Below are 21595 nucleotides of genomic sequence, written 5' to 3'. Positions count from 1 at the left end.
ATTGACCGCGTGGCGGGCAATCATGCTTCGTTTCCAAGCGATACTTGACGGTTCGTTCAGGGATTGATTTTTGTGCTGTCGAGTAGATCTACCTGCCCAATGACGTCTTGTTGTGTTTGTTCCGCTTATTCGCGATTGATGGATTCTTGACCCCGATATTTCGGTGTGCCTTGGAATGGTGGAGTAATGGCGAACGAGGATAAGCTCCGCGACTACCTGAAGTTGGTGACCGCCGACTTACAAAAGACGCGTCAACAGGCTCGTGAGCTTTCCGAACGCGCGAACGAGCCGATCGCCATCGTCGGTATGGGGTGCCGTTTTCCCGGCGGTATAAGCGGACCGGAGCAGTTCTGGAGCCTGGTCGGCGACGGAGTCGACGCGATATCCGGTTTCCCGGCCGACCGCGGCTGGGATGTCGACAACCTGTACGACGCGGAGACACCCAGCTTCTCGACGACGCACCAGGGCGGCTTCCTCTACGACGCCCCGGAATTCGATGCCGGTTTCTTCGGTATCTCGCCACGTGAGGCGTTGGCGATGGACCCGCAGCAGCGCTTGCTGCTCGAGATTTCCTGGGAGACCCTGGAACGGGCCGGGATCGTGGCATCCTCGCTGCGCGGAACCCGCACGGGAGTGTTCGCCGGGGTCTACTCCTCCGGCTATGGCACGAGCTTGCGCATCGGTACCGAGGACGTGGGAGGGCACCTGCTGACCGGGACCGCGAACAGCGTGCTCTCCGGGAGGGTCGCTTTCACCCTCGGCCTGGAGGGGCCCGCGGTATCGGTGGACACGGCCTGCTCCTCCTCGCTGGTGTCACTGCACCTGGCCGCGCAGGCGCTGCGGTCCGGGGAATGTTCGCTGGCGCTGGCCGGTGGGGTGACCGTGATGTCGACCCCGACCTTGTTCGCCGAGTTCGCCCGGCAGCAGGGCTTGGCCGGCGACGGGCGCTGCAAGTCCTTTTCGGCCGAGGCGGATGGCACCGGCTGGGGTGAAGGTGCCGGAATGCTGGTGCTGGAGCGGCTTTCCGATGCGCGCCGCAACGGCCGGCGGATACTGGCGGTGATCCGCGGCAGTGCGGTGAACCAGGATGGCGCCTCGAACGGGCTCACCGCCCCCAATGGCCCAGCGCAGCGGCGGGTCATCGAATCGGCCCTCGCCGCCGCGCGGGTGCCCGCCGCGGAGGTCGACGCGGTCGAGGCGCACGGCACCGGAACCACACTCGGCGATCCGATCGAGGCCACCGCCTTGCTGGCCACATATGGTCAGAACCGGCCGGACGATCGGCCGTTGTGGCTGGGATCGGTGAAGTCGAACTTCGGTCACACCCAGGCCGCTGCCGGGGTCGCCGGGGTCATCAAGATGGTCATGGCGCTGCGTAACGGAATGCTGCCGCGCACCCTGCATGCCGCGGAGCCCTCCCCGCACGTGGAATGGTCGCCGGGCACGGTGCGGCTGCTGACCGAGCCGGTGCCGTGGGAAGCGGGCGAACGGCCGCGGCGCGCGGGGATCTCGGGCTTCGGCATCAGCGGCACCAACGCGCACCTGGTACTCGAGGAAGCTCCCGAACCGGTGGCGGAGGAGAACGAGCAGGACGTGGCCGCCGCCGGATCCCGGCTTCCCGTGCTGACCGGGGCGACGGCTTGGTTGCTGTCGAGCCCTTCGGGGAAGGGACTGGCGGCGCAGGCGAGTCGGCTGCGGGAACACGTGCTGGCCCATCCGGAGCTGGACAACGCCGATGTGGCCTGGTCACTGGCGACGACGCGTTCGGAGTTCGAGCATCGGGCGGTCGTGACGGGGGAGGATCCGGTCGCCGGGCTGGCCGCGGCCGCGGCCGAGCAGCCCGCGGGCGAGGTGGTCACGGGGGAGGTCTTGGCGGGCGGTGTCGGCCGGACGGTGTTCGTGTTCCCCGGCCAGGGGTGCCAGTGGCTGGGCATGGGCCGGGAGCTGGCCGAGTCCTCCCCGGTGTTCGCGGCCCGCTTGGCCGAGTGCGCCGCGGCCTTGGCGCCCGTCGTGGATTGGTCACTGGACGAGGTTCTCGCCGGTGCGCACGGATTCGAGTCCGCCGATGTGGTGCAGCCCGCGCTGTGGGCGGTGCTGGTTTCGCTGGCCGAGGTGTGGCGGCAGGCGGGGGTGCGGCCGGACGCGGTGGTGGGCCACTCGCAGGGCGAGATCGCCGCCGCCGTGGTTGCCGGGATTCTTTCCCTTGAGGACGCCGCACGGGTGGTGGCCTTGCGCAGCAAGGCATTGACCGCTCTGGCCGGGCGTGGCGGGATGATGTCCGTTGCCGAACCGGCCTCGGTGGTGCGGGATCGCATCGCGGCCTGCGGCGATCGGCTCGCGCTCGCGGCGGCCAACGGTCCACAGTCGACAGTGGTGTCCGGTGACCCCGGGGCGCTGCATGAGCTCGCCGAGTCCTGCCCCGAGGTGCGCACCCGCATCATCCCGGTGGACTATGCCTCGCACAGCGCCCATGTGGACGACCTGTGCGAGGAGATCCTCGGTCTCTTGGCAGGAATCAGCCCGCACGCAGCCGAGATCCCGATGATCTCGGCGATGACCGGAGAGATGCTCGAGGGCTCGGAGCTGGATGCGGGCTACTGGTACGCGAGCCTGCGCAACACCGTCGAATTCGACCGCGCCATCCGTACCCTCGGCGCATCCGGGCACCGGGTGTTCCTCGAAACCTCCCCGCACCCAGTGCTCACGACGGCGATCGCGGACAACCTCGAGGACGATTCCCCCGTGGTGACCGGCACGCTGCGCCGCGATGACGGCGGTGCACAACGCCTCCTGCTCTCGTTCGCCGAGGCCCACGTGAACGGTGTCACCGTCGACTGGACCGCGGTGCTCGACCAGCGGGACCCGGTCGATCTGCCCACCTACGCCTTCCAACGGCAGCGCTACTGGCCACAACCGGCCCAGGCACCCGCGCTCGCCGAGGACACCGCCGAATCGGTGTTCTGGAACGCCGTCGAGAGCGGCGATGTCCGCGGTCTCGCCGACACCCTGGCCGTCGACGACCAGAGCCTGGGCGAGGTCCTTCCGGCGCTCGCGTCCTGGCACCGACGCGAACGCCACGATGCCGCGGCCGGGCAGTGGCGGTATCGGGTCACCTGGACTCCGGCCGGTGCGGATCGCACCCCGGTTCTGGCCGGGACCTGGCTGGTGGTGACCGGTGCGGCAGTCCCGGATGACTGCTTGCGGGCGCTAACCGGCCACGGTGCCGAGGTCCGCGTGCTGCGGACGGACGACACCGACCGGCAACGCATCGCCGCCGAACTGCCCCGAGACGAGCTCGCCGGAGTGCTGTCCCTGCTCGCCCTCGATGAGGAGTCGGTAGCGGAGAACTCGGTCGTGCCCCGGGGCATCGCCGCGACCCTCGGTCTGGTGCAGGCGCTCGGTGACGCGGGGATCGGCGCCCCACTGTGGGTGGCCACCCGGGGTGCGGTCGCCGCCACTGCAGCAGATGAACCGGCAAACCCGGTGCAGGCACAGGCTTGGGGACTCGGCCGCGTCGTCGGGCTGGAGCATCCGGACCGCTGGGGCGGGCTCATCGACCTGCCCGGCACCTGGGACGAGCCGACGGCGCGGCGGCTGTGCGGGGTGCTGGCCGGTGGCGCGGAAGACCAGGTCGCCGTTCGCCCGGCCGGGACCTTGGCGCGCAGGCTGGAACGGGACCGGCAGCGCCGGGCCGACACCGCCCCGTGGTCACCGCGTGGCACGGTGCTCGTCACCGGCGGGACCGGCTCCATCGGTGCGCACATCGGCCCGTGGCTGGCTGAACACGGTGCCCGCAGGGTCGTGCTGCCCAGCCGTTCCGGGCCGAGCGCGGCCTTGGCTTCGTCCGCCGCTGCCCTTGTCGGCCAGGGAACCGCGGTCGACGTCGTGGCCTGCGACATCGCCGAACGGGACCAGATGGCCGGTCTGCTGGATCGGATCGCCGCGAGCGGACCAGCCCTGAGCACGGTGATCCATGCGGCGAACGTGTTCCATCTGACCCGGATCGAAGAGACCGATATCGACGGGCTGGCGACCGCGCTGGCGGCCAAGGTCGCGGGCGCGGTCTGGCTGGACGAACTGACCGGGAACCTCGACGAGTTCGTGCTTTTCTCCTCGATCGCGGCCACCTGGGGCAGCAACGAGCACGGTGTCTACGCCGCCGCCAATGCCCATCTCGACGCCCTCGCCGAATGTCGCCGTGCTCGCGGCCTACCCGCCACCTCGATCGCCTGGGGAGTGTGGGACACCCGCGACTGGGACGCGCTGAACGCCGCCACGGCACATGAGCCGGGCAGCGTCACCCCGGCGCGGCTGCTGCGCCAGGGCATGCGATTCCTCCCGCCGGAGCCGGCGCTGGCCGCCATGGGGCGCGTTCTCGCCGAGGGCGACACCTTCCTCGTGCTCGCCGATATGGACTGGGCCCGCTTCGCCCCCGTATACACCGCAGCTCGCTCCCGCGCACTGCTCGAACGCATCCCCGAGGCCCGGCAGAACACCGGCCCGGCACCGGAAACGACACCCGCGGCGAACGGGGAATTGGCCCGCGGCCTAACTGAGGCGACTGCCGCCGAGCGTTCCCGGATCGTCACCGAACTGGTGCGGACACACGCGGCCGCGACCCTGGGACACGATTCGGCGCGCGAGGTGCCCGGCGCGAAGGCATTCCGGGAGCTCGGTTTCGATTCGCTCACCGCGGTGGAGTTGCGCAAACGGCTCAATGCCGCGACCGGGCTGAAGTTGCCCTCCTCGATCGTCTTCGACTATCCGAATCCTGCGGCGCTCGCCGAGCGCATCCTCGGGCAGCTGCTCGGCACCGGCGCCGCGGAGCAACCGGCGGCCCCTGCGGCGGTCACCGCGGATCCCGGCGAGCCGCTGGCGATCATCGGCATGGGCTGCCGCTTCCCCGGTGGCGCCGCAAGCCCGGAGCAGTACTGGGATCTCCTGACCGCGGGCGCGGACGTCATCGCCGAATTCCCCACCGATCGCGGTTGGGACGCTGACCTGTTCGACCCCGATCCTGACAAGCAGGGCAAGTCCTATACCCGGTTCGGTGGGTTCCTCTACGACGCGGCCGAGTTCGATCCCAGGTTTTTCGGGATTTCCCCGCGTGAGGCCTTGGCGATGGATCCGCAGCAGCGGCTGCTGCTTGAGGTGTCTTGGGAGGCCCTGGAACGAGCGGGGATCGATCCCGAATCGCTGCGCGGCACACCGGCCGGGGTCTTCGCGGGCGCCGCGCTCACCGGGTACGGGGCAGGCATGGCCGAGGGCGACAGCGGCGCCGAGGGCTACCTGGTCACCGGCAACTCCGGGAGTGTCATCTCCGGCCGGGTCGCCTACACCCTGGGTCTTGAGGGGCCGGCGGTCACCATCGACACCGCCTGTTCCTCGTCCTTGGTCGCCCTGAACACGGCAGGCCAGGCCTTGCGGACCGGGGAGTGCTCACTGGCGCTGGTCGGCGGTGTGATGGTCATGGCCGCGCCGGGCCAGTTCATCGGCTTCTCCCGGCAACGCGGTCTGTCCGTGGACGGGCGCTGCAAGGCCTTTTCCGCTGAGGCCGATGGCATGGGGATGTCCGAGGGTGCCGGAATGCTGGCGGTGGAGCGGTTGTCCGATGCTCGTCGCCTCGGGCACCCGGTGCTGGCGGTGATTCGTGGCACCGCGATGAATCAGGATGGGGCCTCGAATGGGCTGACGGCGCCGAATGGTCCCGCGCAGCAGCGGGTGATCCGGGCGGCGCTGGCCGATGCCGGGTTGCGTTCTTCGGATGTGGACGCCGTCGAGGCGCACGGTACCGGCACTGTTCTGGGTGATCCGATCGAGGCGGGTGCGCTGATCGCGACCTATGGTCAGGAGCGTGACCAGCCGCTGTGGCTGGGGTCGGTGAAGTCCAATATCGGCCACACCCAGACGGCCGCTGGTGTCGCCGGGCTGATCAAGATGGTGCTTGCCCTGCAGCACAAAACGCTGCCGCGCACCCTGCACGCCGGCGAACCGTCCCTGCACATCGACTGGGATTCCGGTCAGGTTCGGCTGCTCACCGAGGAACTGCCCTGGATCAGCGACGGCGCCTCACGGCGGGCCGGGGTGTCCGCGTTCGGCATGAGCGGCACGAACGTGCACGTGATCCTGGAGGAGGCACCGGATGAGCCCGCCGCCGAGGTGACCGGCCGGGATCTGCCGGTGCTGGCGACCGAGGCGCGGGCGTGGCCGGTATCGGGCCGGACGGGGGAGGGACTGGCGGCGCAAGCCGGGCGACTGCGGGAGTACGTCCTGGCCCGGCCCGAGCTGGATCCCGCCGACCTCGCCTGGTCCCTGGCAACCACCCGCGCGAGCTTCGGGCACCGGGCCGTGGTGCTCGGTGCGCACCGCGAGGAGCTGGCGGCCGGTCTGGCCGCGGTGGCCACCGGACAGCCGGATCCGGGCGTGATCACGGGCGGCGCCGCTGCCGGTGACCGCGAGCGCGTGGCGTTCGTGTTTCCGGGTCAGGGTAGTCAGTGGCTGGGGATGGGTCGGCGGATGCTGGCGGAGTCACCGCTGTTCGCTGCCCGGTTCGCCGAGTGTGGGTGTGCCTTGTCGTCCTTTGTGGACTGGGACTTGACGGATGTCGTCAACGGTGTCGACGGCGCCCCTGGTCTGGACAGCGCGGATGTGATGCAGCCGGTGTTGTGGGCGATCATGGTGTCGCTGGCCGAGGTGTGGCGGGCGGCCGGGGTGCGTCCGGACGCCGTGCTCGGGCACAGTCAGGGCGAGATTGCCGCGGCGTGTGTGGCTGGGGTTTTGTCGGTGGAGGACGCCGCCCGGGTGGTGGCGCTGCGGTCGAAGGCGTTGAGCGTCCTGGACGTCGAGGGCGGAATGCTGTCGGTGGTCATGCCCGCCGAGCAGGTCAGCGACATCCTGGAGCCGTGGGGCGAGCGGCTGTCCGTCGCGGCGGTGAACAGCCCGACCGCCACCGTGGTCTCCGGTTCACCCGAGGCGTTGACCGAGTTCGAGAGGGAACTGCGCTCCCGCCGGGTGATGCGCTGGCGCATTCCGGCAACGGATTTCGTGGCGCACTCGGTACTGGTGGAGCCGCTTGCCGAGACACTGCCCGGGGAGTTGGCCGGAATTCAGCCTGCAGAAGGGGAAATTCCTTTTTTCTCCACTGTGGAGAGTCGCTGGCTCGACGGCACTGAGCTCGACGCCGATTATTGGTACGCCAATGTGCGCAAGCCGGTCCGGTTCGCCGAATCCGTGCTGAGTCTGGCCGAGTCCGGGTACGAGGCGTTCATCGAGGTTTCGGCGCATCCGGTGCTGACGACTGCAGTGGAAGAGGTTTTCGATGCCCGCGAGGACCTGCCCGAGCCGATGGTGGTGGGAACGCTGCACCGCGAGGACGGCGGTGCCGAACGGATCCTGCGCGCGCTTGGCGAGGGCCACGTGCGTGGGGTGGACATCGACTGGGCCGCCGTGCTCGGCGGCGGCCATCGGGTCGAGCTGCCCACCTACGCCTTCCAGCACCAGCACTACTGGCCCCAACCGAAGACCACGGCCACCGTGCCGGGACAGGACAGTGGCTCGCGCACGGCCGAGGCGCGGTTCTGGGCCGCGGTCGAGGAGGGCGACCTGCACACGCTGGCCGATACCCTCGCCATCGAAGACCGCACCCGCCTCGAAGGCGTGCTGCCCGCACTGGCCTCCTGGCGCCGCCGTGAACGCGGCGACTCGGCCGCGGAGAACTGGCGGTTCCGGGTTGCCTGGGCACCGGTGGCCGCGCCAACGACGGCGGTGCTCTCCGGTACGTGGCTGGCCGTCTCCTCCGCTGAACTTCCCGAGCATCCGGCCGCACGGACACTCGCCGAGCACGGCGCCGAGGTGATCACCATCGCCGTGGACACCGTCGACCGCGCAGCCCTTGCCGGTCGGCTCGCCGGGCTGCGTCCCGATGGCGTGGTGTCCCTGCTCGCCCTGGATGAGTCCACTATGGACGGTTATCCGGCGGTGCCGACCGGTTTGGCCGGAACCCTCGCACTGGTGCAGGCGCTCGGCGATGCCGGGATCGACGCACCGTTGTGGGCTCTGACCCGGGGCGCGGTCGCCACCGGCTCCGGCGAGGTCGTGGCCGACCCCCGGCAGGCGCAGGTGTGGGGCCTTGGCCGGACCGTGGCCGCCGAACATCCCGACCGCTGGGGTGGGCTGATCGATCTGCCCGAAGCCTGGGACGAGCGGGCGGCCGGCCGATTCTGCGCTGTGCTGGCCGAACGCGATGAGGACCAGGTTGCGTTGCGTGGCAACGGAATTCTTGCCCGGCGACTGGCCCGTGCACCGCTGCCGGCCACTTCGGCCACGCACTACCGTCCGCGCGGCACCGTGCTCATCACTGGCGGCACCGGGGCCATCGGCGGTCACGTCGGCCGCTGGCTGACGGCTCGCGAGGCCCGGCGCGTGGTGCTGACCAGCCGCTCCGGCCCGCAGGCCGATGGCGTGGCCGGGCTGGCCGCCGATCTGGCCGGTGCGGGCGCGGACGTCGACATCCTCACTTGTGACACCGGCGAACGCGGTGAGATCGCCGGTGTGCTGGACCGCATCGCGGCCACCGGGCCTGCGCTGTCCACCGTGATGCACGCCGCGGGTGCACTCGACGACGGTGTCCTGGACCGGCTGAACCCCGAACGGCTGTCCAGCACTCTGTCCGGCAAGGCCGCAGGTGCGGTGTGGCTGGACGAACTCACCGCGGACCTCGACCTCGATGCTTTCGTGTTGTTCTCCTCCACCTCGGCCACATTCGGCAACGGCGGCCAGGGCAACTATGCCGCCGCGAACTGCTTCCTCGACGCACTGGCCGAGGACCGCAGGGCACGCGGGCTGGCCGGGTTGTCGCTTGCCTGGGGACCGTGGGACGGCGGCGGGGTCGGCCAGGCCAGCGAAGGCGCCCGGCAGCGGCTCGCCCGCAACAAATGGGAAGTCCTCATGGACCCCGAGCTCGCCGTGCGTGCCATGGGCCAGGCGATCGAAGACCCGGACAGCGTCGTCCTGACCTTGATGGAGGTCGATTTCGACGCGCTGGCAACCGAACGCGGCGCCGAAGACCTGCGCAACACACCATTCCTGCGCGACCTTCCGGAACTGCGCACGGCTGGTGCGGCGACACCGGCCCAGACCGGCGTCGATACCGATGGCGCACTGTACACGCGACTGTCCGGACTGCCGGAGACCGAGCAGCAACGGGTCCTCGTCGACCTGATCCGCGCCGAGGCCGCCATGGTCATGGGCTACGACTCCGCCGAGGTCATCGAGCAGACCCGGGCGTTCAGCGAAATGGGCCTGGACTCGCTGACCTCGGTGGAACTGCGTAACCGGCTCAACACCGCGACCGGCTTGCACCTGCCGACCACGCTGTTGTTCGATCATCCGGATCCGGTCGCGCTCGCCGCATTCCTGCGCGCGGAGCTGCTCGGCGCGGACCCGGTACCGGCGGACATCCCCGGCGTGCGGGTGACCGAGGACGAACCGTTGGCGATCGTCGCCATGGGCTGCCGATTTCCCGGCGGGGTGCGCAGTCCGGAAGAGTTGTGGGAACTCTTGGCGACCGGTGGTGACGCGATCTCCGGACTGCCCACCGATCGCGGTTGGGACCTCGACACCCTCTACGACCCCGACCCCGACCGTACCGGCACGCTCTACGTGCGCGAGGGTGGATTCCTGCACGACGCCCCGGAATTCGACGCCGGGTTCTTCGGGATCTCTCCGCGTGAGGCGCTGGCGATGGATCCGCAACAGCGGCTGCTGCTCGAGGTGTCCTGGGAAGCCCTGGAGCGCGGCGGCATCGATCTCGGTTCCCTGCGCGGATCCCGGACCGGCGTGTTCATCGGCGGTTACTTCTCCGGCTACGACCAGTTCACGAGCCAGGCGGCGGGCGGTGGCCTCGAGGGGCACCTGATGACCGGGAACGCGACGAGTGTCCTGTCCGGACGCGTGTCGTACCTGCTCGGCTTGGAGGGGCCCGCGCTCACCGTCGACACCGCCTGCTCCTCGTCCTTGGTGGCGCTGCACATGGCTTGCCAGGCGCTGCGCAACGACGAATGCTCGCTGGCGCTGGTCGGCGGTGTCACCGTGATGGCCACCCCGCGCGACCTGGTCGGCTTCTCCCGGCAGCGCGGCCTGTCCGTGGACGGGCGCTGCAAGGCTTTCTCTGCGAGCGCCGATGGCATGGGGATGGCCGAGGGCGCCGGGATGCTGGCGGTCGAACGGCTTTCCGATGCCCGCCACAACGGCCGCCGCATACTGGCCGTGATCCGGGGCAGCGCGGTCAACCAGGACGGCGCCTCCAACGGCCTGACCGCGCCGAACGGGCCGTCGCAGCAGCGGGTTATTCGCGCGGCGCTTGCCGACGCCGGCCTTTCGGCGTCCGATGTGGATGCTGTGGAGGCGCACGGTACGGGCACCACGCTTGGTGATCCGATCGAGGCGCAAGCGCTGCTGGCCACCTACGGTCAGGGCCGGGAGCAGCCGGTGTGGCTGGGTTCGGTGAAGTCCAACATCGGGCACGCCCAAGCCGCCGCTGGGGTGGCCGGGGTGATCAAGATGGTGCTGGCGCTGCGGCACGGCGAACTGCCCCGAACCCTCCACGCGGACGAGCCGTCCCCGCACGTCGACTGGTCCGCGGGGGCGATGCGGCTGCTCAGCGAACCGGTGCCGTGGCAGGCGGGTGACCGGACCCGGCGCGCGGGCGTCTCGGGCTTCGGAATGAGCGGCACCAATGCCCACGTCATCCTCGAAGAGGCTCCCGCACCGGTGCCCGCCGAATCCACCGCGACCGCTCCGGTGCTGTCGCCGGGTGTCACCGCGTGGCCGGTGTCGGCGCGAACCGCGGCGGCCCTTGCGGCCCAGGCTGGTCGGCTACGCGAGTTCGTCCTTGCCCGGCCGGAGGTGCCGGATGGGGATGTGGCGTGGTCGTTGGCGAGTACTCGTTCGGTGTTCGAACATCGTGCGGTGGTGCTCGGTGATGCCCGCGACGAGCTGGCTGCCGGGTTGGCCGCGGTGGCGACCGGCGCGGACGCGCTCACCGGTGTTGCCGCGCCTGGTGCCATTGGTCGCAGGGTGTTTGTGTTTCCGGGTCAGGGTTCTCAGTGGTTGGGGATGGGCCGGGAGTTGGCTGGGGTGTCGCCGGTGTTCGCCGCACGGTTGGCTGAGTGTGCTGGGGCGTTGTCGCCTTTTATGGACTGGTCTTTGGATGATGTCGTGTCTGGTGTTTATGGGTTTGAGTCTGCGGATGTGGTGCAGCCTGCGTTGTGGGCGGTGATGGTGTCGCTGGCGGAGGTGTGGAAGGCCGCTGGGGTGGTTCCGGATGTGGTGGTTGGTCATTCGCAGGGTGAGATTGCTGCTGCGGTGGTGGCGGGTGTTTTGTCGTTGGATGATGGTGCGCGTGTGGTTTCTTTGCGCAGTAAGGCGTTGGCCACGCTGGCGGGCCAGGGCGGGATGATGTCGATTGCCGAGCCAGCTGATGTGGTGCGCGAGCGCATCCAGTCGTGGGGCGTGCGGCTTTCTGTGGCTGCGGTGAATGGTCCGCAAGCGACGGTGGTGTCGGGTGACCCGGGGGCCTTGGAGGAACTGGCGGATTCGTGTCCGGAGGTGCGGACGCGGATGATTCCGGTGGATTACGCGTCGCATTCGGGTCAGGTGGACGCACTGCGGGAGGAGATCTTTTCCGTACTGGATGGGATTAGTCCGCAGCAGGGTGATGTTCCGATGGTGTCGGCAATGACCGGTGAGATGCTGTCGGGTCCGGAGTTGGATGCCGAGTATTGGTTCGCGAGCCTGCGGGAACCGGTCGAATTCGAACGCGCCATTCGCACGCTTGGTGAGTCCGGGCACGGTGTGTTCGTTGAAGCGTCTCCGCATCCGGTGCTGACGACCGCGGTCACCGACACCCTCGAGGACGCTGATCCGATCGTGGTTGGGACGTTGCGTCGTGATGATGGTGGCGCGGACCGGTTGCTGGCCTCCTTCGGGGAGGCGTTCGTGCGCGGTGTCGCCGTGGACTGGACAACAATCCTCGGCAGTGGCACGACCGTCGACCTGCCCACCTACGCCTTCCAGCACGAGCGTTACTGGGTCCAGCCGGGTGGAACCGCTACCGGCGGCTCCTCGGCCGAATCCGCATTCTGGGCCGCCGTCGAGCACGGTGATCCGAGTGAACTCGCCGCCACACTCGCCGTCAATGACGAATGCATCGGCGATCTGCTGCCCGCGCTGATTTCCTGGCGGCGCAACGAACGCGAAGAGTCCGCCGTGGCCGACTGGCGCTACCGGATCACCTGGAATCCGGTGACCGAATCCGGAACCACGACCCTGACCGGTACCTGGCTCGTCCTCGGTCGCTCCACCGAGGTCACCCGCGCGCTGACCGAGAGGGGCGCCCACGTCGTCACCGCCGACCGGGTCGATCGGGCGGAATTGGCCCAGTTCGACCGGCTCGCCGGGGTGGTCTCCTTGCTGGCGCTCGATGAAACCCCCACCGATGACGGGCCGACTATGACTGCTGGCCTGGCCGCAACGCTGGACCTGGTGCACGCGCTCGGCGACACCGAGATCGACGCTCCACTGTGGGTGCTCACGAGGGGCGCCGTCGCCACCGCTCCCGGCGAGGCAGCCAGTCCGGCGCAGGCGCAAGCCTGGGGCCTGGGCCGGGTCGTCGGCCTGGAACACCCGGAACGCTGGGGCGGGCTCGCCGATCTTCCGGAGAACTGGGACGAGCGCATCGCCTCCCGCTTGTGCGCCGTGCTTGCCGGGACAGGGGAGGACCAGGTCGCGCTGCGCCAGCGCGGCATCCTGGCCCGGCGGCTCACCCGTGCCGCGCAGCCCCGTCGCACGCGTACCTGGACGCCGCGCGGCAGTGTCCTCGTCACCGGTGGCACTGGCGCCATTGGTGGACAGGTCGGCCGGTGGGCCGCCGGACGGGGCGCCGAGCGGGTCGTCCTTGCCGCGAGCAATCAGCTGACCGCCGAAGCCGCCTCGGTGGCCTCCGACACCGCCGCCGCAGGCAGCGAGGTGCTGATCCTCGCCTGCGACACCACCCGTCGCGCCGAGCTGGCCGGTCTGCTGGACCGGATTGCCGCCGAGGGCCCCGCGCTGACCGCCGTTGTGCACGCCGCAGGCGCGGGCCAGGCCACCTCGGTCGCCGATACAAGTACGGCGGAGCTGGCCGAGGTCTCCGCCGCCAAAGCCGCCGCTGCGATCTGGCTCGACGAACTGATCGGCGAGCTCGACGCGTTCGTGGTCTTCTCCTCGATCGCCGCCACCTGGGGCAGCGCCCTTGTACCCGGCTACGCGGCGGGCAATGCGGCGCTCGACGCCCTCGTCGAACGCCGCCGTGCGCACGGCCGGGTGGCGACCTCGATCGCCTGGGGGCCGTGGGCCGACGGCACCGATCCGGTGAGCTCGGTGCGGCACGGACTGCGCGAGCTGGACCCGGCGATGGCGGTCCGTGCCCTGGCCCAGGTGCTCGATGGCGGTGAGGATCTGGTGACGATCGCGGACGTGGATTGGGCGACGTTCGCCCCGGCGTTCACCCTGCGCCGTCCCAGCCCGCTGTTCGAGTCCCTGGCCGAGGTCGCCGAGGCGCTGACCGAACCGGAGCCCGCCGACAGCGGGGACGGTCCCGCTCTTGTCGAACGACTGGCCGGGCTGCCCCCGGCCCAGCGGGACAGGGAACTCACCGAGCTGGTGCGCACCGAGGCGGCGCGGGTCCTGGACCACACAGGCTCCGCGGCCATTTCGCCGGACCGTGCGTTCAGCGAGATCGGTTTCGACTCGCTGACCTCGCTGGAGTTGCGGAACCGGCTCTCGGCCGCGACCGGGGTGAAGCTGCCATCCACCGTGGTCTTCGAATTCCCCACCCCGGCAGCGCTGGCGGCACATCTGCTGCGGATCGTCACCGGTGACGGCGCCGAACCGGAACGCGTGCTTACCGAGGTGGACCGGCTGGAATCGATGCTGATCGGAATGCCGGTGGACCAGGCCGAGGACGACGGCGCCGCGCGGATCACCGCCCGTCTGGAGGCCGTACTGGCCAGGTGGAAGGAGATCCGCGAACGGGCGGACGGCCCCGATGTCTCCGGCCGGCTCGAGTCGGCCGATGACGACGAGGTCTTCGAATTCATCGGCAAAGAGTTCGGCATCTACTGACCGGCATTCGACGAGGTGGCGTAAGTGAGTGAGGACAAGCTCCGGTACTTCCTCAAGCAGGTGACGGCGAACCTGCACGACACCCGCCGGCGCCTGCACGAGCTGGAGTCGGCGGCGGAGGAGCCGATCGCGGTCGTCGGCATGGGCTGCCGCTACCCAGGTGGGGTGCGCGGACCGGAGGACCTGTGGGACCTCCTCGCCGACGGCACCGACGCCGTCGCGGGCTTCCCCACCGACCGGGGCTGGGATGTCGAGGACATCGGCGCCGGCTACGAGCGCCAGGGCGGTTTCGTGCACGACGCCACCGAGTTCGACGCGGCCTTCTTCGGTATTTCCCCGCGTGAGGCTTTGGCGATGGATCCGCAGCAGCGGCTGCTGCTCGAGGTGGCCTGGGAGACCCTGGAACGCGCGGGCCTCGAACCCACGGCGCTGCACGGTTCGCCCACCGGCGTGTTCGTCGGCGCCACCGCTTCCGGCTATGACTGGCTTTCCCGTGAGCGTGGTGGGCCGGAAGGACATCTCGTCGCGGGCAACGCGATCAGCGTGCTCTCCGGCAGGCTCGCCTACACGCTCGGCCTCAACGGCCCTGCGGTCACCGTGGACACGGCGTGCTCCTCGTCGCTGGTGGCGATGCACCAGGCGATCCGAGCGCTGCGCTCCGGGGAGTGCACGCTCGCGCTCGCCGGTGGGGTGATGGTGATGGCCACTCCGAGCATGTTCGCCGAGTTCGCCCGTCAGCAGGGCCTGGCCTCCGATGGCCGGTGCAAGGCGTTCTCCGCTGATGCCGACGGCACCGGCTGGGGTGAAGGAGCGGGCATGGTGGCCCTCGAACGCCTCTCGGAAGCCCGTAGTAATGGGCACCGCGTGCTGGCGGTCATCCGAGGCAGCGCCACCAATCAAGACGGCGCCTCCAATGGGCTCACCGCCCCCAGCGCTCCCGCCCAACGCCGTGTCATCCGCGCCGCTCTCGCCGACGCCAAGCTGACACCGTCCGATGTGGACGTCGTGGAAGCCCACGGCACCGGCACCGAGCTCGGCGACCCGATCGAGGCGGAAACCCTGCTGGCCACCTACGGCCAGGACCGGGAAACTCCGGTGTGGCTGGGCTCGCTGAAGTCGAACATCGGGCACACCCAAACGGCGGCGGGCGTCGCCGGAGTGATCAAGATGGTGCTCGCCCTGTGCCACGAGAGGATCCCGGCGACCCTGCATGCCGAGGAGCCTTCCCCGCACGTGGACTGGTCGGCCGGGAAGGTGCGGCTGCTGCGGGAATCGGTGCCGTGGCCCGTCGCCGAACACCCCCGCCGCGCCGGAGTTTCCGCCTTCGGCGCCAGCGGCACCAACGTGCACCTGATTCTCGAGGAAGCTCCCGCTCCCGAGGATGAGGATGCGGCTGGGGAATCGGAGCGTGCTGTGGTGTTGGGTGTTCCGGTGTGGCCGGTGTCTGCTCGGACTGCTGAGGGTTTGGTGGGTCAGGCTGCTCGGTTGGGGGAGTTTGTGTTGGCTCGTCCGGAGCTGGATCCGGTGGATGTTGGTTGGTCTCTTGCGACGACGCGGTCGGTGTTCGGTCATCGTGCGGTTGTTTGTGGTTCCGATCGTGGTGAGTTGTTGGATGGGTTGGCGGCGTTGGCGAGTGGCCGGTCGGTGAGCACGGTGGTGTCTGGGGTTGCTGGTTTGGGTCGGGTTGGTTTTGTGTTTGCGGGTCAGGGCAGCCAGCGGGCTGGGATGGGTCGTGAACTGTATGCCTTGAGTCGGGTGTTTGCGGAGGTGTTTGATGAGGTTTGCGCGCTGATTGAGGCTGAGCTGGATGTTCCGGTTCGGGATGTGGTTTTGGGGGATGGGGGCGATGAGCGGGCGGATCAGACGCTTTATGCGCAGACGGGTTTGTTTGCGGTTGAGGTTGGTTTGGTTGCGCTGTTGGCGGCGCATGGTGTTCGTCCGGATGTGGTGGTTGGGCATTCGGTGGGGGAGATCGCTGCGGCTCACGCTGCCGGTGTTTTGTCGCTGAATGATGCGGTTCGGTTGGTGGCTGCTCGTGCTCGGTTGATGCAGGCCTTGCCTGGGGGTGGGGCGATGGCCGCGATCGCCGCCAGCGAGGCTGAGGTACTTGCGGATATTGCTGGTGTTGACGGTGTTGATATTGCGGCGGTGAATGGTCCGTCTTCGGTGGTGGTTTCCGGTGACACCAACACCGTCGAGGAGGTTGCCGACCGGTGGCGAGGGCGGGATCGTCGGGTGCGGTGGTTGCGGGTCAGTCATGCTTTTCATTCGCATCACATGGACCCGGTTCTGGATGAGTTGGCTCGGGTGGCCGGGGAATCGGATTTCTCGGTGCCGGAGATTCCGTGGGCGGGTGCGCTCACGGGTGAGTTGATTGACACGCCGGATGCATCGTATTGGCCGGGGCAGGCGCGGCAGCCGGTGCGGTTTGGTGATGCTCTCGACACCATGGCTGCTCAGGATGTGTCGGTGTTCATCGAGATCGGTCCTGATGGGACCCTGTCGTCGATGGGCTCGACCGTGCTGCCGGATTCGGTGTTCATCCCCGTGCTGCACAAAGACATTCCGGCCGAGGAAGCGCTACGCACCGCGCTGTCCCGGGCACACGTACACGGTGTCCCGGTGGACTGGACCACTGTCCTGAGTGGACAGACGGTTGAGCTGCCCACCTACGCCTTCCAGCGAAACAGGTTCTGGCCCGAACGCCCCGCCCAGCAGTCCACAGTGGATACCACCGTCGACTCGCGGTTCTGGGCCGCGATCGAGCACGGCGACCTCGACGGGCTCGCCGACGAGTTGGCCGTTGAGGACGGGCGACTGCGGGACATCCTGCCCGCGCTCGCGTCCTGGCGGCGCCGCGAACTGGCCGATTCGAGCGCGGCAGACTGGCGCTACCGGATCACCTGGACCCCGGTGGCCGAACCCGCCCCCGCGGCGCTGACCGGCACCTGGCTGCTGGTGGGCGAGTCGGCGGAAATCGGCCCGGCACTGACCGAGCGTGGCGCACACGTCATCACCCTGGACATCGATGGCCTCGACCGCGCGGAACTGGCCGCCGCGCTGCCTGGGACGGACCTCGCGGGGATCGTGTCCGTGCTGGCATTCGACGAGATGCCGCACCCGGAATTCCCTATGCTGCCCAACGGAATCGCCGCGACGCTGACCCTCGCCCAGGCGCTCGGCGATGCCGAGATCACGGCCCCGCTGTGGGTGCTCACCAGGGGCGCGGTCGCCACCGGCCCTGCCGAGCCGCTGCCCCGTCCCTACCAGGCGCAGGCGTGGGGCCTCGGCCGGGTCATCGGTCTGGAACACCCGGACCGCTGGGGCGGCCTGATCGACCTGCCCGAAACCCTCGATGATCGCGCCACCGCGCGACTGTGCGCGGTGCTGGCGGACCGCGGTGAGGACCAGGTGGCGCTGCGGCCCGCAGGGATCGCCGCACGTCGGCTGGTGCGGGCGCCGCTGCCCCGTGGCACCGAGCGTTATACGCCGCGCGGCAGCGTCCTGATCACCGGCGGCACTGGCGCGATCGGTGGCCATGTCGCCCGGTGGCTCGTCGATCGCGGTGCACCGCACCTCGTGCTGACCGGCCGGAGTGGTCCCCGCGCGGATGGCGTCGCGGAACTGGTCGCCGAGCTGGCAAGGCGCGGCGCAGCGGTGGATGTCCTCGCCGGTGACGTCGCCTGCCGGGACAACGTCGCCGCGCTGCTGGACCGCACCCCAGAGTTGACCGCCGTCGTGCACGCCGCGGGCGTTGGGCAGGCAACCGCGCTGCAGGACACGACGCTGGCCGAACAGGCCGCCGTCACCGAGGCCAAGGTGGCGGGCGCGGTATGGCTCGACGAGTTGACTGAGGATCTCGAGGCGTTCGTATTGTTCTCGTCTGTCTCCGCGACCTGGGGCAGCGCATGGCAGCCTGGTTACGCTGCGGGCAATGCCTTCCTCGATGCTCTCGCGGAAAGCCGCCGTGCTCGCGGCCTGCCGGGCGCCTCGGTGGCTTGGGGGTTGTGGGGCGGACATGGCCTCGGCGCGGGAGACGGCGGTGCGCAGGCCCGGCGCCGCGGCGTGTGCCCCATGGATCCGTACCTCGCCGTGCAGGCCCTTGGCAAGGTCCTCGACGGTGGCGAATGCGCGGTCACGCTCGCCGATGTCGACTGGGATCGGTTCGCCCCGACGTTCACCCTGCGCGGTCCGAGTCCGCTGCTGGCTTCACTGCCCGAGGCCGCAGCGGCCCGCAGCGCCGAACCCGAACCTACTCGCGGCGCCGATTCCGAGCTGGTCCTGCGGCTTGCCGGGCTCACCAGGACCGAGCAGGACCGGCTGCTGACCGACCTGGTCCGCACCCGTACCGCCACCGTTCTCGAACACGCTTCGGCCACGGCGGTCGACCCCGGCCGGGCGTTCAAGGACCTCGGCTTCGACTCACTGACCTCGGTGGAGCTGCGCGATCGGCTGGCCGAGAGCACCGCTCTGCGCCTGCCCGCGACCCTCGTGTTCGACTACCCCACTCCGATCGCGCTGGCCGCGTACCTGCGCGGTGAACTGGTCGGCGACACCACCGAGACCGACCGGCCGGTCGCGGTGGCCACTGCGGACACCGAGTCCCTCGTTATCGTCGGGATGGGCCTGCGCCTGCCCGGCGGCGTCGCCACCCCCGAGCAGTACTGGGACCTCCTGACCACGGGCACCGATGCCGTCGGCGGTTTTCCCACCGACCGCGGCTGGGACGTGCACAACACCGGCTACGCCCAAGTTGGTGGCTTCCTGACCGATGCGGCCGAGTTCGACGCGGATTTCTTCGGAATTTCCCCGCGCGAGGCGCTGGCGATGGATCCGCAGCAGCGGTTGTTGTTGGAGGTGTCGTGGGAGGCCCTGGAACGCGCGGGCATCGACCCGACCACCCTGCGCGGCTCCCGCACCGGCGTGTTCGCCGGAGCCGCCGCCTCCGGCTACGGCGCGGGCTCCACCCTCGCCGCCGACGCGGACGCCCACCTGCTGATGGGCACCGCTACCAGCATCCTGTCCGGCCGGGTGTCCTACGCGCTCGGCCTGGAGGGCCCGGCGGTGACGGTGGACACCGCGTGCTCATCGTCGTTGGTGGCGCTGCACTTGGCGGTGCAGGCGCTGCAGTCGGGGGAGTGCACGCTCGCGCTCGCGGGTGGCGTCACGGTCATGGCCGACCCGGACGTGTTCGTCGAGTTCGCCCGCCAGCAGGGCCTGGCCGCCGATGGCCGGTGCAAGGCGTTCTCCGCCGATGCCGACGGAACCGGCTGGGCCGAGGGGGCGGGCATGCTGGCCGTCGAACGCCTCTCCGATGCTTGGCGTCATGGCCATCGGGTGTTGGCGGTGGTGCGGGGTAGTGCGACCAACCAGGACGGCGCCTCCAACGGGTTGACGGCGCCGAATGGTCCTTCGCAGCAGCGGGTCATCCGCGCGGCGCTGGCCAACGGCGGGCTCGACGCGGCCGACGTGGACGTCGTCGAGGCGCACGGCACCGGCACTGCCCTGGGCGACCCGATCGAGGCGCAGGCCGTCCTCGCCACTTACGGGCGGGACCGTGATCGGCCACTGTGGCTGGGATCGGTGAAGTCGAACATCGGCCACAGTCAACAGGCCGCCGGTGTGGTCGGCGTGATCAAGATGGTCCTGTCTCTCCAACACGGCGAACTGCCCGCGACGCTGCACGTGGACGAGCCGTCGCCGCACGTGGACTGGTCGTCGGGCAGCGTCGAGCTGCTGCGGGAGCCGGTGGAGTGGTCCGCTGGTGAGCGTCCGCGTCGGGCCGGGGTGTCGGCGTTCGGCATCAGCGGCACCAACGCGCACGTGATCCTCGAGGAACCCCCCGCCGAGGACGTCGAGGAACCCGCCGAGGGGGCACGTGTTCCCGCTATCGGTGGTTTTGTTTGGCCGGTGTCGGCTCGGTCGGCCGCGGGTTTGGTAGCGCAGGCGGGCCGGTTGCGGGAGTTTGTGTTGGCCCGTCCGGGGCTGGGTTCGGCGGATGCAGGTTGGTCGCTGGCGACGACTCGGACGGCGTTCGACCATCGTGCCGTGGTGACCGGCAGCGGCCGCGAGGAACTGCTGGCGGGCCTGGCCGCCGTGGCGACTGGCCAGTCCGCGCCTGGCGTCGTGACCGGCTCGGTGCGTGCGGGCCGGGTGGGCTTCGTCTTCGCGGGTCAGGGCAGTCAGCGGGCTGGGATGGGTCGAGGGCTGTATGCCGCGTGTTCGGTGTTCGCGGAGGCGTTCGACGAGGCGTGCGCGCTCATCGAGGCCGAACTCGACACCTCGATCCGGGATGTGGTTCTGGCCGAGGGAGAGGATGAGCGGGCGGATCAGACGCTGTATGCCCAGACCGGGTTGTTCGCCGTCGAGGTAGGGCTGGTCGCGATGCTCGCTTCCCATGGGGTGCGGCCAGATGCAGTGTCGGGGCATTCGGTTGGTGAGATCGTGGCGGCGTATGCGGCTGGGGTGTTGTCGCTGGTTGATGCGGCGCGGCTGGTTGCCGCTCGTGCCCGGCTGATGCAGGCGTTGCCCGAGGGTGGGGCGATGGTGGCCGTTGCGGCGTCTGAGGCCGAGGTGCGTGCCGAGATCGATGGCGTTGATGGGGTGTCGCTGGCCGCGGTGAATAGTCCGGCCTCGGTGGTGGTTTCTGGGGATGCCGACACGGTCGAAGGAATCGTCGAGCGGTGGGGTGAGCGGGGTTATCGGGTGCGGCGGTTGCGGGTTTCTCATGCGTTCCATTCGCACCACATGGACCCCGTCCTCGATGAGCTCGCCCAAGTGGCCGGGGAATTGGAGTTTTCGGTGCCGGAGATTCCGTGGGCTGGTGCGCTCACTGGCGGACTCGTTGAGACACTGGGTGCGAATTACTGGCCCGAGCAGGCCCGGCATCCGGTCCGGTTCGCCGATGCCGTGGAAACCCTGGCAGCGCGGGACGTTTCGGTGTTCATCGAGATCGGACCCGATGGCACCTTGTCGTCAATAGGATCGGAGACACTACCGGATTCGGTGTTCATTCCCTTGCTGCGTAAGGACACCCCGGTCGAGGATGCGCTACGCATCAGCCTGTCCCGGGCGCATGTGCACGGTGTTTCGGTGGACTGGACCACTGTCCTGAATGGACAGGCGGTTGATCTGCCCACTTATGCCTTCCAACGCACCAGGTTCTGGCCCGACCGTCCGGCACAGCAGTCCGCAGTGGACACGACAGGTGATTCGCGATTTTGGGCGGCGGTCGAGGACGGGGACGTCGATGGGCTCGCCGATGAGTTGGCGGTCGAGGACGGGCAGCTGCGGGACATCCTGCCCGCGCTTGCGTCCTGGCGGCGCCGCGAACTGGCCGACACGACCATCACCGACTGGCGCTACCGAATCACCTGGGAACCCATCACCGAACCCACCCCCACAACACTGACCGGCACCTGGCTGCTCGTGG

Annotated in this window: 1 protein-coding gene and 1 pseudogene; both read left to right on the top strand. The window is 69.5% G+C overall.

The annotated features are described in order from the left end of the window. Positions 1-186 precede the first annotated feature (186 nt). The gene (locus tag A37U_RS0123060; RefSeq protein WP_020499040.1) at positions 187-14163 is read left to right on the top strand and encodes a type I polyketide synthase; all 13977 of its coding nucleotides are present in this window, start codon (positions 187-189) and stop codon (positions 14161-14163) included. A 27-nt stretch (positions 14164-14190) separates the two neighbouring features. Next, a pseudogene (locus tag A37U_RS53025) lies at positions 14191-21595 on the top strand (type I polyketide synthase); the annotation flags it as partial.

It is taken from the genome of Sciscionella marina DSM 45152 (assembly GCF_000379465.1).
In the GTDB taxonomy this organism is placed as follows: Bacteria; Actinomycetota; Actinomycetes; order Mycobacteriales; family Pseudonocardiaceae; genus Sciscionella; species Sciscionella marina.
This window is presented reverse-complemented; position numbering and strand designations above follow the sequence as displayed.

Bases quoted from the DNA above. Each gene is read 5' to 3' on its own strand.
- A37U_RS0123060 (WP_020499040.1), top strand. From the start codon at position 187: ATGGCGAACGAGGATAAGCTCCGCGACTACCTGAAGTTGGTGACCGCC.